14 protein-coding genes are annotated in these 14225 nt (G+C 62.7%); 6 read left to right on the top strand and 8 right to left on the bottom strand.

The genetic code is table 11. The annotated features are described in order from the left end of the window. Nucleotides 1-41: 41 nt before the first annotated feature. The 3 genes from FHS49_RS13385 to FHS49_RS13395 all read right to left on the bottom strand — a co-directional run bounded on the left by FHS49_RS13385 (nt 42) and on the right by FHS49_RS13395 (nt 2520). Complete coding sequence (locus FHS49_RS13385) at nt 42-296, bottom strand: hypothetical protein (protein WP_246350700.1); 255 nt, start codon at nt 294-296, stop codon at nt 42-44. Nucleotides 297-352: 56 nt separating this feature from the next. After that, entirely contained in the window at nt 353-1816 is a 1464-nt protein-coding gene (locus FHS49_RS13390) for a carboxylesterase/lipase family protein (protein ID WP_184019349.1), read from the bottom strand. Between the two features lie 107 nt (nt 1817-1923). Continuing rightward, the gene (locus FHS49_RS13395; RefSeq protein WP_246350703.1) at nt 1924-2520 is read right to left on the bottom strand and encodes a TetR/AcrR family transcriptional regulator; all 597 of its coding nucleotides are present in this window, start codon (nt 2518-2520) and stop codon (nt 1924-1926) included. A gap of 157 nt (nt 2521-2677) precedes the next feature. On the opposite strand from FHS49_RS13395, the gene FHS49_RS13400 reads away from it, so the two are divergent. The 4 genes from FHS49_RS13400 to FHS49_RS13415 all read left to right on the top strand — a co-directional run bounded on the left by FHS49_RS13400 (nt 2678) and on the right by FHS49_RS13415 (nt 5777). Further along, nucleotides 2678-3430 (top strand): SDR family NAD(P)-dependent oxidoreductase, encoded by a 753-nt coding sequence (locus FHS49_RS13400; RefSeq protein ID WP_184019351.1) that lies wholly within the window; start codon nt 2678-2680, stop codon nt 3428-3430. Between the two features lie 3 nt (nt 3431-3433). After that, a complete protein-coding gene (locus tag FHS49_RS13405) occupies nt 3434-4234 on the top strand; it encodes an SDR family NAD(P)-dependent oxidoreductase (protein WP_184019353.1) in 801 nt (266 codons plus the stop codon). Nucleotides 4235-4293: 59 nt separating this feature from the next. After that, nucleotides 4294-4869, top strand: a complete 576-nt coding sequence (locus FHS49_RS13410) for a TetR/AcrR family transcriptional regulator (protein ID WP_184019355.1) — start codon at nt 4294-4296, stop codon at nt 4867-4869. Nucleotides 4870-4931: 62 nt separating this feature from the next. Then, entirely contained in the window at nt 4932-5777 is an 846-nt protein-coding gene (locus FHS49_RS13415) for a TauD/TfdA dioxygenase family protein (protein ID WP_184019358.1), read from the top strand. A gap of 70 nt (nt 5778-5847) precedes the next feature. On the opposite strand, the gene FHS49_RS13420 is transcribed toward FHS49_RS13415, so the two are convergent. The 5 genes from FHS49_RS13420 to FHS49_RS13440 form a co-directional block, all read right to left on the bottom strand. Beyond that, nucleotides 5848-7200, bottom strand: coding sequence for an aromatic ring-hydroxylating oxygenase subunit alpha (locus tag FHS49_RS13420; protein ID WP_184019360.1), 1353 nt, complete (start codon nt 7198-7200; stop codon nt 5848-5850). Nucleotides 7201-7266: 66 nt separating this feature from the next. Beyond that, nucleotides 7267-8034: an enoyl-CoA hydratase/isomerase family protein gene (locus tag FHS49_RS13425; protein ID WP_184019362.1), complete on the bottom strand. Its 768-nt coding sequence runs from the start codon at nt 8032-8034 to the stop codon at nt 7267-7269. 1 nt (nt 8035) lies between these two features. After that, the gene (locus FHS49_RS13430; protein ID WP_184019364.1) at nt 8036-9298 is read right to left on the bottom strand and encodes an acetyl-CoA hydrolase/transferase C-terminal domain-containing protein; all 1263 of its coding nucleotides are present in this window, start codon (nt 9296-9298) and stop codon (nt 8036-8038) included. Further along, nucleotides 9295-10182: an HpcH/HpaI aldolase/citrate lyase family protein gene (locus FHS49_RS13435; RefSeq protein WP_184019366.1), complete on the bottom strand. Its 888-nt coding sequence runs from the start codon at nt 10180-10182 to the stop codon at nt 9295-9297. The genes FHS49_RS13430 and FHS49_RS13435 overlap by 4 nt, the downstream gene beginning before the upstream one ends. A gap of 15 nt (nt 10183-10197) precedes the next feature. Further along, a complete protein-coding gene (locus FHS49_RS13440; RefSeq protein ID WP_184019368.1) occupies nt 10198-11364 on the bottom strand; it encodes an acyl-CoA dehydrogenase family protein in 1167 nt (388 codons plus the stop codon). Between the two features lie 160 nt (nt 11365-11524). Here FHS49_RS13440 and FHS49_RS13445 point away from each other — a divergent pair, with 160 nt between their 5' ends. After that, nucleotides 11525-12703 carry a CaiB/BaiF CoA transferase family protein gene (locus FHS49_RS13445; protein WP_184019370.1) on the top strand — a complete coding sequence of 393 codons (1179 nt, stop codon included), beginning with the start codon at nt 11525-11527 and terminating at the stop codon, nt 12701-12703. 111 nt (nt 12704-12814) lie between these two features. Continuing rightward, the gene (locus FHS49_RS13450) at nt 12815-14215 is read left to right on the top strand and encodes an aromatic ring-hydroxylating oxygenase subunit alpha (protein WP_184019841.1); all 1401 of its coding nucleotides are present in this window, start codon (nt 12815-12817) and stop codon (nt 14213-14215) included. The last annotated feature ends 10 nt before the right edge of the window (nt 14216-14225 follow it).

Consider the following 14225-nt stretch of genomic DNA (forward strand, 5'->3'; position numbering starts at 1 on the left):
GCTCGCAATGACGGGTTGAATCGACCTAAAGTCATCGCGCTCTAATCCAGATCCTGCGCCATGGGCCATTCGCCGGGCAATTCCAGATAGGCCTCCAGTTCGCGCCAATGCCGATCCCAGCCTGGGCCGCGCCGCGCCTCGGGCACTTCCTGTTCGACCCGGATGCGCGCGCGGGTGACGGGATTGGCGATCTGGGTCTGCAGCCGAAGGACGATATCACGCACGTCCAGCGCGGCGGTGTCTTCAATGGCCTCTTTGCCATGGTCTGAAAGGGGTTTGGCGGTGGCGTCGGTCATCTTCGCCGCCTACCGACCGTCATCCGGCGCGGCAATGCCAAAGCTTAGCGATGACGCTAATTCGCCATGCCGACGCCCACATCATGTCCGGCCCAGGCGGCGAAGCGGGCCGCATCGGGATTGGCCTCCAGCCGGTCTTCCAGATTGAAAATCATCACGGGCTTTCCGTCCTGCGCATAAGAGGGCCAGCCAGCGCCCGGCGTTCCATGACGGACGAAATGCGCATAATGGCCCGTCATCCGAGCGCCGAGCGCCGCTCTTTCACCCGTCATCCGGCCACCGCGCGCCAGCGCTGCGCGAAAGCCGGACATCGGCCAGGTGAGCGTCAGATCCAGCCCATGGGTCGCGCCCGCGATCGGGTGGCTATAGTCGAAACGATAAAACCAGGCCGGGCTATGCCGCGCGTGGCGTTCGGCAAAATTGCGCGCGGGCATCAGGAATGTGAGATCGCTCGCCAAGGCCCGCCGCCCCGCTTTGGTGCGCGGATAGGTCGCCAGGATTTGCGCCGCGTGCTCGGCGCCCAATTGATCGTTCAGCAGCGCCTCAAGCACGGCCCATCGGGTCGGCAGGATATCGCCCGGCATGAGTTCGAATAGGCGGATCTCATCGCGGGCCGCGCCGGCCAGAAGAGGAACGGAGGCCGATGGACTTGCATGGGCATCGGCCAGCGATGCGGGCAACAGATCGTCATCGAACCAGGGTGCGGACGGGATCGACCCTGGATTGGCCGCACCAACCACGCCCTGCGCCTCGAACAGCCGCCTGATATCCATCGTCCGCAACGGCTCCAGCCTGCCCTGATCGAGGTCCAGCACTTTGGCATATTGCCGTGCGATCGTGCGGCTCTTTTCGCGGCTGTGAACCAGGCTGACCGCGCCGCTCTGCATGATCGCTCCCTGGAAGAGCGGCCAGGCGGCTGGTGCCTGGAGCAGCAAGGATACCGACATCGAACCCGCCGATTGGCCGCCGATCGTCACCCGCCCCGGATCGCCGCCGAATGCGGCGATATTATCCCTGATCCACGTCAGCGCAGCAATCTGGTCCCGCAGCCCGAGGTTGGACGGGATTTCCGGCAAGCCCAGCGCTTCGCCGAAATTGACGAAACCGAGCACGCCAAGCCGATAGTTGATCGTGACTACGATAATGTCGCCATTCTTCGCCATCGCCGAACCGTCATAGGGATTGCCGCTGCCCGCCACGAACGCCCCGCCATGGATCCAGACATAGACGGGCTTGCGTCCTTCATCCGCGCCGCCCTCGGGCACATGGATGTTGAGCGTAAGGCAGTCTTCAGCAAAACCGGGGGCGTCCAGATGCGCGCGCTTGGCCGAATTGCCATACATTTGCGGACATTGCGGGCCATGCACCGAAGCGTCGCGCTCGTCCTCCCAGGGTTTGGGCGGCTGCGGCGCAGCAAAGCGCGCAGCGTGCGCATAAGGCAGACCCAGCCAGCGCCGGACCCCGCCGCTGACCATCCCGCGCACCGCGCCGCTTTTGGTGACGATCGTCAGATTGCCCATGGCCCCCTCCTGCTTTGGGCGGCAGGCTAAGGCCAACGACCCGGCGCGCATAATGCCAACTGAGGCGAACGGCGCTCATCGTCCATGCGATGCCCGCCCTGTGGCGATCAATCCACCGTCATGGCCGGCGCCACCACAAGACGATCGAGGATTTCGGCAATCTTCGGGATCGGAAAATCAGCGCCTTGCTGCAACCACCAAGCCAGGATTTCGACCGCGGCGCTCACCGCGAAGATCACGCGCAACTCATCAGGCAGCCAGCCATCGACTCCGCCCCTTTGCTCCGCGACCCGCCTGGCCTGCGCCGTGAACTCCTGTTTCAGCATGGTCGCGGCCCCGCCGGTGAGCAGCGCCGACCACAAGGCCCGCCGTTCATCGACATATTCGAACAGAGTGATGCAGGATTGCCGGCTATCGACCGCGAAAAGCACCGGCAGCGCCTGACCCAGAAGGGCGCTGATCTGCCCTGCGGCCAGATCGTGAAGCAACGCTTCCTTGGCCGGATAGTGGCGAAAGAAGGTCGCATAACCGATCTTCGCCTCCAGCGCGATCTCGCGGATCGTCACCTGCTCGAAGGGACGCGTTTCAAGCAGGCGCAGCAGCGCATCGAGCAGATTGCGGCGCGTGCGCACCTGCCGCGCGTCCTTGAGGGTGGAAGGCTCTCCGATCATCCGGCGCGCACCCTTCACGGTTATCGCGAACATCGCAAGGTTGCGACAATCCCGGCCCGCACGGAATATTCGCCGAGGCGATTACACGGTTGCGCCGGTTGACACCGGAAGGAACGATCCTGTTGATGCGCCGCAATGCACCAGCCGGGCCATGAAGCGGCATTCAGAATAAACACGGGAAGGAATTGCGATGACGAGGTCTCTGAATGGCAAGGTCGCCGTGGTCACCGGCGCTGGTTCCGGCATCGGGCGCGGCATCGCGATCCGCCTCGCCGAAGATACGGCCAAGATCGCCATCTGGGATATCAACGCCGTCGGCGCGGCCGAAACCGCCAGGTTGATCGAGGAGGCGGGCGGCACCGCGATCGCGCTTGATGCGGATTGCTCCGACAAGGCCGCGATCCATGCCGCCGCGGAGGAAACCCGCACCCGATTGGGGCCGATCGCGATCCTCGTGAACAATGCCGGGATCGCGCCCTTCACGCCCTTCATGGACATTGAAGACGATCTGTTTGACAAGACCGTCCATATCAACTTGCGCGGTCCCTATCTGCTGACCAAGGAAGTGCTGCCGGATATGCTGGCGGCGGGATGGGGCCGGGTGGTCAACATCACCTCCTCCTCGGTCCAGTCGGGTTCCTTCGCCCAGGTCCATTATGTTTCGTCCAAAGGCGGGCTGATGGGCATGACCAAGGCATTGGCACTGGAATTCGCGGCTTCGGGCGTAACCTTCAACATGGTGCCACCGGGCTTCATCGACACGCCGATGCTGCGCTCGGCACCGATTGACGTCGATGCCTTTGCGCAGACGCTGCCGATGAAGCGCGTCGGCACGCCCGAGGATATCGCCGCCGCCGTCGCCTATCTGGCCTCGGAAGAAGCAAGCTACATCACCGGGCAGACGATCAGCACCAATGGCGGCCGCTACATGGGCTCTCACTGATCCATGCGGCTGGCAGGCAAGATCGCCATCATCACCGGCGCAGCCGGTGGCATGGGCGAGGCGGCGGCGCTGCTCTTCGCGCGCGAAGGCGCGAAGGTCGCCGCGGTTGATCTGGACGAAGCACGCGTGGCGCCGGTGGTCGAATCCGTCCGCGCCGCGGGCGGGGAGGCCATCGCCATCGGCGCGGACATCAGCAAGACGGCGGACGTGCTGCGCATCGCCGCGCGCACCGTGGGCGAGCTTGGCGTGCCCAACATCCTGTTCAACAATGCCGGGGTCGATACGGAAAACAAGCAGTCCATTCTCGACATCTCCGAAGAGGCTTTCGACAGATGCGTCGAGGTCAATCTCAAGGGGGTGTGGCTGATGATCAAGCATATCGCGCCGCTCATGATCCCCGCCGGCGGCGGCTCGATCGTCAACACCGCGTCGATCGCAGCCTCCATAGCCGCGGGCACGGCAGGCTATTGCGCCGCCAAGGCAGGCGTGGTCTCGCTCACGCGGGTCGCCGCGGTCGAACTGGGGCGGCATAATATCCGCGTCAACGCGCTCTGTCCCGGTGCCACCGAAACGCCCATGGCCAAGCATCAGCGCGAGGAGATGGAGAAAGCGGGACTGCCCACTTCGAATGAGCTCATCGACCGCATGGGCGTGCTGGGCCGCATGGCCCGGCCCGAGGAGATGGCGATGATGGCGCTGTTCCTCGCCAGCGACGAAGCCAGCTTCGCCACCGGCGCGGCGTTCAACAATGACGCCGGATGGACCGCGATGAGCGGCATTTCGGTTCAGATGTTCGCCAAATAACCAAAGCGCCAAAGCGCCAACGAACTTGCGCCAGGCCTATTGCCATCTATGCTGGTGCGATGGTCCAGAAACGTCGCGTGGGCGCGGAAAGCTCAGAAACCCGTGCCCGGATCGTTGATGCGGCCGAACAGGTGATCCGCGACGAGGGCTATGCCGCCGCCAGTTCGCGGCGGGTCGCCTTGCGCGCCCAACTGCCCCCTTCGCTGGTCCATTATTATTTCCCCACGACCGATGATCTGTTGCTCGCCGTGTTCCGGCGCGGCGCGGCGCAGAGCGATGTAATGATCGAGCAGGCGCTGGGCAGCGACGATCCGGTCCGCGCGCTATGGCGCTTTTTCGCCGACGCCAGCCGCACCGCTCTGGCGATGGAGTTCGTGGCGCTCGCCAATCACCGCAAGACCATCCAGGCGGAAATCGCGCGCCACAGCGACGCCATGCGCGCACGCCAGGCCGATCTGCTCGAACGGCTGCTGGGGGATCGGCTGGCTGCTTACGGGCTGACGGCCGCGGGCCTCGGGCTGCTGCTCGCGGGCGTTGGCCGGACGCTCGTCATGGAAGGCGGACTCGGGGTCAGCGCAGGCCATGATGAAGCGCGCGCATCCGTCGAGGCCTGGCTGGATCGGCTGCTATCTTGACTCCCGCAATCCATTGTGCTGAACATGTGTTCAACAAAAGGGCACGCACAGGAGAGCACGCCATGTCCGTCACTACGATGACACGTTTTGTCCATGAAAAGATCAAGCCGACGATCGGCAGCCGCATCCTCAACAGCAAGGCAGAACTGCTGGCGGGTGATCTTGGTTCCCAGATCCGCGAACTGCTCGAGCAGCGCGGCGTGCTGGTGTTCAAGGAAATCAATTTCAACGATGAAGAGCAGATCGCCTTCACCAAGACGCTGGGCACCTTTGCGCCCGAGATGCAGGACGGCACGGATCACAAGATCCACAAGATCACGCTCGATGTGAAGGAAAATCCCCAGAGCGCCGAATATCTCAAAGGCTCGCTCTACTGGCATATCGATGGCACGATGAACGATACGCCGATCCTGGCATCGCTGTTGTCGTGCAAGGTGCCCGCGACCTGGGGCGGCAATACCGGCTTCTGCAATACCTATGCCGCCTATGACGCCCTGACCGACGAGCAAAAGGCCGAATATGAGCCGCTGCGCGTGATGCACTCGGTCTGGTCATCGCTGCTGTATTACGAGCCCGAGCCGCCATTGGCCAAGTTGACCGGCTTCCAGCGGATCGGCGAAAATGAATTGCCGCTGGTTTGGAATCACCGCTCCGGCCGTAAGTCACTGGTATTGGGTTGCACCGCGCACCGCGTGCTCGACGAGGAGCCGATGAAGAGCGCGCAGCTTCTGGTGGGCCTGCGCGAATGGGCGACCCGCGAAGAGTTTAGCTACAGCCACGAATGGTCCGTCGGCGATCTGGTGATCTGGGACAATACCGGCACGATGCACCGCGCCGAGAAATATGATCCCGATTGCAACCGCATGATGCACCGCACCAAGCTGCAGGGCGAAGAGCCTTTCGAATAAGCCAGGCCATTCAACGCCAACAAGGCCCGCCGCCATGCAGATGGGGGCGGGCTTTTTCGATTGCGCGGCCTCAATCCATCACGGTCGGTGCCCCCGCCCCCATGAAGCGCGCCAGATTGAAATGCAGGCTCGCCACCGCGCGCTCCATATAGGGATTGGGCTGCGTGCCGCGGAAGCCGACATTCTTCATGCCTTGCTGGACCGCCGCCATATTGGCGAAATCCTGTTGCAGCACGGGCGGCCAGTTTTCCGCGGCGGTATAATCCCATTCGGTGTCCGGCGCTTCGCCTTGGGGATACAGTTCGTAGACGGCCGCCTCGAAGATGCACTTGTCCGGATCGTCGCCAAAGGGCCGTGCGCTGTAGCAAAGCATGTTGTTGACCGCGTGGCCGATCTGGAAATTGGGAAACACCTGCCATGCCGTTCCCGCCTTGGCGGTGTGCTCCGCCGCGATCACCGGCCAGACAACCCCGCGCTTCTCATCGGCGGCGCGCGCAGACTGTATCCAGTGGCGTGACACTTCGGTCGCCGGCGTGCCCTCGGGCAATTCGTCCTTCAGCCGGTTGGCCGCATCGACCAGCGTCTGCGTGGTGTTGGTATTGGCATTCGCCCAGGTGAAATTCTGCATGTCCGCCGTGGTCAGCCGGGGGTCTGCCCCGCTGCCCACGCGCAGCTTGCCGCTATCCTCCTCCATCCCCTTGGGCGCTTCATAGCCGATATTGGTATGCAGCCCGTGAGTGTGCGCCCAGCCACGAAACTGGCCGAAATCGTTGAATTCGGGATGGGTGCTGAACACATGATAGGTCTCGGCGAACGCTTCCATCGCCACTTTCCAATTGCAATCGAAGACGATCCATTTGCGCCAGCGGTAACGCATGTTCTGAAGCTGATAGGGATCGAGCATCTCGGGAATGGCGCCCAGATAATCGCCGAGTGGTGCGCAATCGGGATCGAGATTGATCCACAGCCAGCCGCCCCATGTATCGACCTGCACCTTGCCTAGGCTGGTGCGCGCGTCGCTCAAAGCCCCCTGCCAATCATCCTTATGCTCGATATAGGTGCAGCGCCCCTCCAGATTGAACGTCCAGGCATGATAGCCGCAGATGAAGCTCATCCTTTTGCCTTTGGCGTTGCGCTTGCCCGGTGGCGTATCGATCAGGCGGCGGCCGCGATGCGGGCAGACATTGTGAAAGGCGCGAATCTCATCCGCCCCGGCGCGCGAGATGATCACCGAATCCGGGCCGATCTCATAAGTGATGAAATCGCCGATCTCTGGAATGTCCTCGATCCGGCCGGCCTGAAGCCAGGTCTTGCGCCACAGCCGGTGCTGCTCGGCCCGCGCATAATCGCTGGAGATATAAGCTTCGGCGGGCACGGTGACCGGTCCGATCAGATCTTCAGCGCTCTGGACGATTTTGGCCATGTCGTGTGTCGCACCTTCGTTCCTGCAAGGACGAACGATAGCATTTCGCGCCGCTTATCCGTATCGCTACCGCGATTTCCAGTCTGGCGGACGCTTCTCGGCAAAGGCCCGTGGCCCCTCCTGCGCATCATCGCTGCGATAGGTATATTCGGAGGCCGCGCGCGCCGCCTGCAGCGCCGCCGCCCGCCCCATTTCGGTCGCCAGCATCACGGTATCGCGCCCGGATTTCACGGACAGCGGCGCGCCTTCCAATATCTCCCCGGCCAATTCCAGCGCCTTGTCCATCAGCGCGTCCGGCTCGGCCAGACGGTTGACCAGTCCGATCTCATAGGCGCGCTGTGCGGTGATCGGTTTGCCGGTCAGAATGATCTCCATCATGATCCGCTGCGGAATCATGTGGATCAGCGGCGCGGCCCAGGGCGAACTGCGGCCGACCTTCACCTCGGTAATGGCAAAGCGCGCGGTGGTGCTCGCCACGCACAGATCGCACGCCTGGGCGATCATCCATCCGCCAGCGAACGCCACCCCGTTGACGGCCGCGATCGTCGGCTTGGAGAGTTCGATCGTATCATAGGGCAAGGGAAACATGTCACGCGGCGGCACCTGCATCCCCGTCTCGACCATCTCCTTCAGATCGCCACCCGCACAGAAAGCCTTTTCCCCCGCGCCGGTGAGGATCGCGACCCGCAGCGCTGGATCACGCTCGAACCGTTCCCATGCCGCGAACAGCCCCTCGCGGATTTCGCGGCCCAGCGCATTGCGGTTTTCGGGCTGGTTGAGCGTGATGATCGCAATTCCGTCATCCCGCGCGTCGAACAGGACCGCATCGTTCATTTCAGAATCCCCTCTGGAAAATATCGTGCGCCGCCCGCTCCAGCCCTTCGCGAAAATCGGGATGAGCGATGGCGATCAGGCGGCGGGCGCGTTCGGCCAGCATCTGCCCCTTCAGCTCCGCCGCGCCATATTCCGTCACGATCACATCCACATCGCTGCGTGCGGTGGTGACCGGGCCGGAGAGCGCGGAAACGATCTTGCTGATCGCGCCGCCCTTTGCCGTGGCGGAAAGCGCGATGATCGAGCGGCCACCGGGCGACCGCGCACCAGCCCGCACGAAATCCACCTGCCCGCCCGTGCCGCCCAGATAGGCCGCGCCCGATTGTTCGGCATTCACCTGCCCCGTAAGATCCACCTCCAACGCGGAATTGATCGTGACGAGGCGGGAGAGTTTGCCCAGCACAGCGGCGTCATGGGTATAGCTGGTGGTGCACATGCGGATGGCCGGATTGCGATCCGCCCAGTCATAGAGCCGCCTGGTGCCGATCAGCGCGCCATTGATCGAAATGCCCGCGTCCACTTCCTTGCGCGCGTTGGTGATCACTCCGGCCTCGACCAACTCCACCAGTCCGTCGCCCAGCATCCCCGAATGCACACCCAGATCCTTGCGATCGCCGAGCAGCCGCAGGATCGCATCGGGCACCGCGCCCACCCCGGTCTGGATCACCGATCCGTCCCCGATATACGCGGCGCAATGGCGCGCGATGATCTCGTCGGTCTCGCCGATTTTCGCAGGTGCGACCTCGACCGGCGCGCGCGAGACATGCACCGCCACGTCAATGGCCGAGGCCGGGATGAGTTCGCCCGGCGTGTAGGGGACAGCCTCATTCACCTCGGCGATCACGACGCGCGCCTTCTCCACCGCGGCGCGCACATAATCGCCGATCAGGCCGCAACTGTGATTGCCATCCGCATCCGCCGGGCTCACCTGAATCATCGCGACGTCGCAGCCGATGATATCGGCCGTGATCAACGGGCCGATCTGGCTCACATGTACGGGGATGATCGCGAGCTTGCCCGCCCTGGTCATGGATCGCAAAGCGCCGATCGCGCCCATGCTGGAAAGCGCGACGCTGGCCGCACTTTCGGGCGTGAAGAGACCCGAGAAACTGGTGGCGATGAAGGCTGACAGATCGCCAATGCCCTGCCCTTGCGCGATCAGCGCCTCGACCAGAGTCGTCGGCTCGCCGCAGGCCTGGCCAAACACGATCCGATCGCCTCGACGCAGAATGCGGCTGAGATCGAGCGCGGCCGCGTCGATCACAGGCGGCCGGCGGATTTCAGTAATTGTTCGGCCCGGCTGAGATAGGGGCGATCGAGCATCCCGCCCTTGTAACCGATTGCGCCGACGCCGGGATTGGCGGCGAAGATATCGACGATGGCCTGCGCCTCGGCAATCTCCTCCTCGGTCGGCGTGAAGGCGGCATTGATTACATCCACCTGCGCCGGATGGATCGCCAGCATCCCGCGATAGCCGTCGCGCCGCACCTTTTCGGCGCGCGCCTTCAGCCCTTCAAGATCGCGGAAATCGCCCTGGATCGTCTCGATCGCTGGCACGCCGGCCGTTGCGGCACCCAGCAGGCAGAGACTGCGCGCCAGTTCGTAAGTGAAGCCATAGCTGCCATCGGGATTGCGGTTTGAGCTGGCCCCGATCGAATCGGCCAGATCCTCAGCGCCCCAGGTGAGCGCGATCACGCGCGGCGCGCCCTTGTAGCTGCCGGTGTGGAACATCGCTTCGGCCGTCTCGGTGATCAGCACGATCACGGGCGTCGACCCCTTTTCGATGCCGTTCGCCACTTCCAGCGCGGAGAGATAATGATCCAGCAATTCCACGTCCTGCCGGCCATACACCTTGGGCAGCATGATCCCGCCCGGCCGCGCCGGCATGATCGCCGCCAGATCGTCCAGCGTATAGGGACCATCAAGCGGGTTGATGCGCACCCATAGCCGCTCTCGCCCAGAGGGGTTCGCCTTCAGGAAATCATGGACCATCTGGCGGGCGACCGCCTTGTTTTCGGTAGCGACCGCATCTTCGAGATCGAACAGCGCAATGTCTGCGGTGCCCTCGGCGGCCTTGGCCATCTTCTTCTCGCTGTCGCCGGGTGCAAACAACCAGGACCGCATCTTGGGCAAAGGGGTATCAGGCATCCGTTCTCTCGTCCTTCAATAGGATTTGGGCAATTCCAGCACTTTTTCAGCCAGGAAATTGAGGATCATGTGCGGACTGACAGGCGCGGTGCGCGGGATCAAGACCTCCCGCAGCAGACGCTCCACATGATATTCCTGCGCATAGCCCATCCCGCCCAGCGTCAGCATCGCGGTGTGGCAGGCCTCGAAGGCATTTTCCGCCGCGAGATATTTGCCCGCATTGGCCTCGACGCCGCAGTCCTCGCCCTTGTCGAACAAGGTGGCCGCCTTCATCACCATGAGGTTCGCCGCCTCGAGCTGCGCCCAGCATTTGGCAAGCGGGTGCTGTATCCCCTGGTTCATGCCGATCGGACGATCGAACACGATCCGTTCACGCGCATAGCGGGCGGCGCGCTGGATCGCGTTGCGGCCGATGCCGACCGCCTCGGCGCCCAGCAGGATACGCTCCGGATTCAGCCCCTTGAGGATGATCTTGAACCCCTCGCCCTCGGCACCGATCCGGTCTTCCTCGGGGATCCAGAGATCGTTGATGAACAGCATGTTGGAGCCGACCGCATGGCGGCCCATCTTCGGAATCAGGCGATGCTCGATCTTCGATCGGTCTAGACAGGTAAAAAACAGCGACAGCCCCTGCGTCTTGCGCGCCACCTGATCCAGTGGCGTGGTGCGGGCAAGCAGCATCATCCTGTCTGCCACATGCGCATTGGTGATCCAGATCTTCTCGCCATTGACGAGATAGCCGCCGTCCTGCTTTTCCGCCCGCGTCTTGAGCTTGGTCGTGTCGAGGCCCGCATTGGGTTCGGTCACCGCGAAACACATTTTCTCCACGCCGGACAAGATCGGCGGGATCATCCGCTGTTTCTGCTCCTCAGTGCCAAACAACGCGATCGGCTCAAGGCTGAAGACCGGGCCGTGGATGCTCGACGCCGCGGTCATCCCGCCGCCCGCTTCCGCCACCGCCTGCATCATGATCGCCGCCTCGGTGATCCCGAGGCCGGCACCGCCCACGGATTCCGGCATCGCCACGCCGAGCCAGCCGGCGTCCGCCATGGATTTGTAGAAATCGAGCGGGAACAGGCCTTCACGATCCCGCTCCAGCCAGTAATCGTCCGAAAACTGACTGCACTGGTTCAGGATCGCATCCCTGATATTCTGCTGATCCTGAGTGTAGGAAAAATCCACGGCTCGATGCCTCAAATAAGCGCCCCAACAGTGGATTGCGGGTAGCAGCCGCGCCCAAGGCGCACAATCAGATGCCATCGATATCGGCGGGGCGAAGGCGTCATGCTAGATTTCACCGCCAGCATCCTCTAGCCGCCTAGGCTGGACTGAGGAGACGGGGATGGGCGACACTATCGGGCATGGCGGGCCGCTATCGGGTGTGCGCGTCGTGGATCTCACCAGCATGGTTTTTGGTCCCTATGCCACGCAGATCATGGCGGACATGGGCGCGGACGTGATCAAGATCGAGCCGCCCGCGGGCGATAATACGCGGTTCATCAATGCTGGCCCCGCGCCCGATCTCGGCGGCGTGTTCATGAACGTCAATCGCGGCAAGCGCAGCGTGGTGCTGGATCTGCGGCAGGAGGCGGATAAAGAATCGCTCCGCGCGCTGATCGCTACAGCAGATGTCTTCATCCATTCGATGCGATCCAAGGCGATCGGCCGGCTGGGTTTCGATTATACGGCCGTGAAAGCCATCAAGCCCGATATCGTCTATACCAATTGCTATGGCTACAGCCGTCGCGGCCCGGATGGCGACAAGCCCGCCTATGACGATACGATCCAGGCGGAATGCGGCATCCCGCACCTTCAGAATTTGATGACCGGCAAGCCCGATTTCGTCGCGACGATCATCGCGGACAAGGTGGCGGGTCTGACCGGCCTTTATGCCACGATGATGGCGTTGTTCCACCGCGAGCGCACCGGCGAGGGGCAGGAAGTGGAGGTCGGCATGTTCGAGACAATGGCGTCGTTCATGCTCACCGAACATGCCAGCGGGATGCTGTTTCAACCGCCGCTCGGCCCGGCCCATTATCACCGCGTGGTGGCGCGCAATCGCAAGCCATATCGGACGAAGGACGGCTATGTCGCGGCGCTCGTTTACAATGACAAGCATTGGAGCGCCTTTGTCGATGCGGTGAAGCCCGCCTGGGCGACAGACGAATTCGATACGCTCGCCAAGCGCGCCGGGCAGATCGACCGGGTTTACGGCCTGCTGGGCGAAACCTTCGTCCAGCGCACGACGCAGGAGTGGCTGGATTTGCTCGAACGGCTCAACATCCCGGCCGCCCCGCTGCGCACCACCGATGAATTGTTCGACAATGAACATCTCAACGCGATCGGATTTTTCGAGACCGTCGAGACGGACACCGGACCGGTGCGCTTTCCGGGCGTGCCGACCTGGTTTTCGCGGACGCCGGGCAAGGTAGCGGGCGGCGCCCCCGGTCTGGGCGAGCATACGCAATCCGTGCTCGGCGATATCAGCCTGCCCAGCGGCGAGGCCGAAGACCTGTCCTGAGCCTCATTCTATCGGGGTGGCGATGGAATGGGCGCGGCGTGACGGTATGCTTGCGCGCGCGCGCCCACACTTTACCATTCTTGCCCAAGCAAGACATGGGTGAGGTATCGGATGCTAGACGATGTGAAGACGGCCCGCGATTCGGTGCCTTTCGAGATCACCGATCCCGAACGCATCCCCACGCCGCGCTATTATGACGAGGCCTTTTACAAGCGCGAATGCGAGGAGCTATGGCCGCATGTGTGGCAGATGGCCTGCCGCGTGGAGCAGATTCCCGAGATCGGCGACTGGATCGAATATAGCAATCTCGGCAAGTCGGTCATCATCGTGCGCACCAAGGATGGCATCAAGGCGCATCACAATGCCTGCCGCCATCGCGGCGTGCCGCTGACCGAGGGGCCGCACGGCAATTGCAAGGGCAAGGGCTTCATCTGCCCCTTCCACGGCTGGCGCTGGAATGTCGAGGGGAAGAATACCTTCGTTTATGGTCGTCACATGTTCAGTGAAAGCCAGCTCGATGAAAGCGATCTGGCGCTGCGCCCATGCCGCACCGAAATCGAGATGGGCTGCGTCTTCATCAATTTCGACGACAATGCGCCATCCTTGCGCGAAAACCTGGGTCCGCTCGCGATCGGGCTGGACGCCTATAATGCCGACAAGATGCGCGCCGAATGGTGCTACGCCACTGTGCTGCCCGCCAATTGGAAGATCGCGATGGAAGCCTTTATGGAAGGCTATCATGTGATGCGCACGCATCCGCAGCTTCAGAAGAAGGTGCCGATGATATACAATATGATGTATGGCATGGATACGGGCGGCATCGGCGATCCGATCAATCCGAACCGCTCCATGAAGGAGAATATCGAAGATCAGGTGGAGCATATGCAATTGCTGAGCGACGGCATGTCCGGCATGTGCCACGCCAAGGATGTGGCGGTGGCCCGCACGCTGATCGATGTCGATCTGCCCGAGGATCCGGGTCAGGCGATCATGCAATGGTTCGGCATGGTCAATCACTTCGTCACCCAGGCCGGCCAGGCGCGCGGCGAGCCGACTCCCGATCTCAACAAGATCGCCGTGGAGACCCCGGTCAAGGCGGTGGAGTTCATCTTCCCCAATTATTTCGTTCTGCCGTTCCTTTCGAGCATGGCCGCTTACCGCATTCGCCCGCTGGGACCGGAAAGCTGCATGTTCGAATTGTGGTCGCTCACGCATTTTGCCGAGGGCCAGGAACCCGCACCCGTGATGGACCCGGTGATACTGCCCTATGACAGCGATCAATTCCCCATGATCCCCCGGCAGGATTATTCCAATATCCCGCAGCAGCAAAAGGGTATGCACGCCGAAGGCTTCGATTTCATGCGCCTCTCAAAGGATATCGAAGGGCTGATCAGCAATTATCAGCGCATCATAGACGGCTATCTGAAGGACGTGCCCCAGGACAAACTGGCCGCCGCAACGCAGAAGCTGGCCGGCAATTTCGATGGCCCGATCGTGGATCTGGGCTTCTGACGATATCGGA

The sequence above is a fragment of the Sphingobium boeckii genome (genome assembly GCF_014199215.1).
In the GTDB taxonomy this organism is placed as follows: domain Bacteria; phylum Pseudomonadota; class Alphaproteobacteria; order Sphingomonadales; family Sphingomonadaceae; genus Sphingobium_A; species Sphingobium_A boeckii.

Excerpts from the sequence above, each read along its gene's own strand:
- FHS49_RS13385 (WP_246350700.1), bottom strand. The coding sequence starts at position 296 with ATGACCGACGCCACCGCCAAACCCCTTTCAGACCATGGCAAAGAGGCC.
- FHS49_RS13390 (WP_184019349.1), bottom strand. The coding sequence starts at position 1,816 with ATGGGCAATCTGACGATCGTCACCAAAAGCGGCGCGGTGCGCGGGATG.
- FHS49_RS13395 (WP_246350703.1), bottom strand. The coding sequence starts at position 2,520 with ATGTTCGCGATAACCGTGAAGGGTGCGCGCCGGATGATCGGAGAGCCT.
- FHS49_RS13400 (WP_184019351.1), top strand. The coding sequence starts at position 2,678 with ATGACGAGGTCTCTGAATGGCAAGGTCGCCGTGGTCACCGGCGCTGGT.
- FHS49_RS13405 (WP_184019353.1), top strand. The coding sequence starts at position 3,434 with ATGCGGCTGGCAGGCAAGATCGCCATCATCACCGGCGCAGCCGGTGGC.
- FHS49_RS13410 (WP_184019355.1), top strand. The coding sequence starts at position 4,294 with ATGGTCCAGAAACGTCGCGTGGGCGCGGAAAGCTCAGAAACCCGTGCC.
- FHS49_RS13415 (WP_184019358.1), top strand. The coding sequence starts at position 4,932 with ATGTCCGTCACTACGATGACACGTTTTGTCCATGAAAAGATCAAGCCG.
- FHS49_RS13420 (WP_184019360.1), bottom strand. The coding sequence starts at position 7,200 with ATGGCCAAAATCGTCCAGAGCGCTGAAGATCTGATCGGACCGGTCACC.
- FHS49_RS13425 (WP_184019362.1), bottom strand. The coding sequence starts at position 8,034 with ATGAACGATGCGGTCCTGTTCGACGCGCGGGATGACGGAATTGCGATC.
- FHS49_RS13435 (WP_184019366.1), bottom strand. The coding sequence starts at position 10,182 with ATGCCTGATACCCCTTTGCCCAAGATGCGGTCCTGGTTGTTTGCACCC.
- FHS49_RS13445 (WP_184019370.1), top strand. The coding sequence starts at position 11,525 with ATGGGCGACACTATCGGGCATGGCGGGCCGCTATCGGGTGTGCGCGTC.
- FHS49_RS13450 (WP_184019841.1), top strand. The coding sequence starts at position 12,815 with ATGCTAGACGATGTGAAGACGGCCCGCGATTCGGTGCCTTTCGAGATC.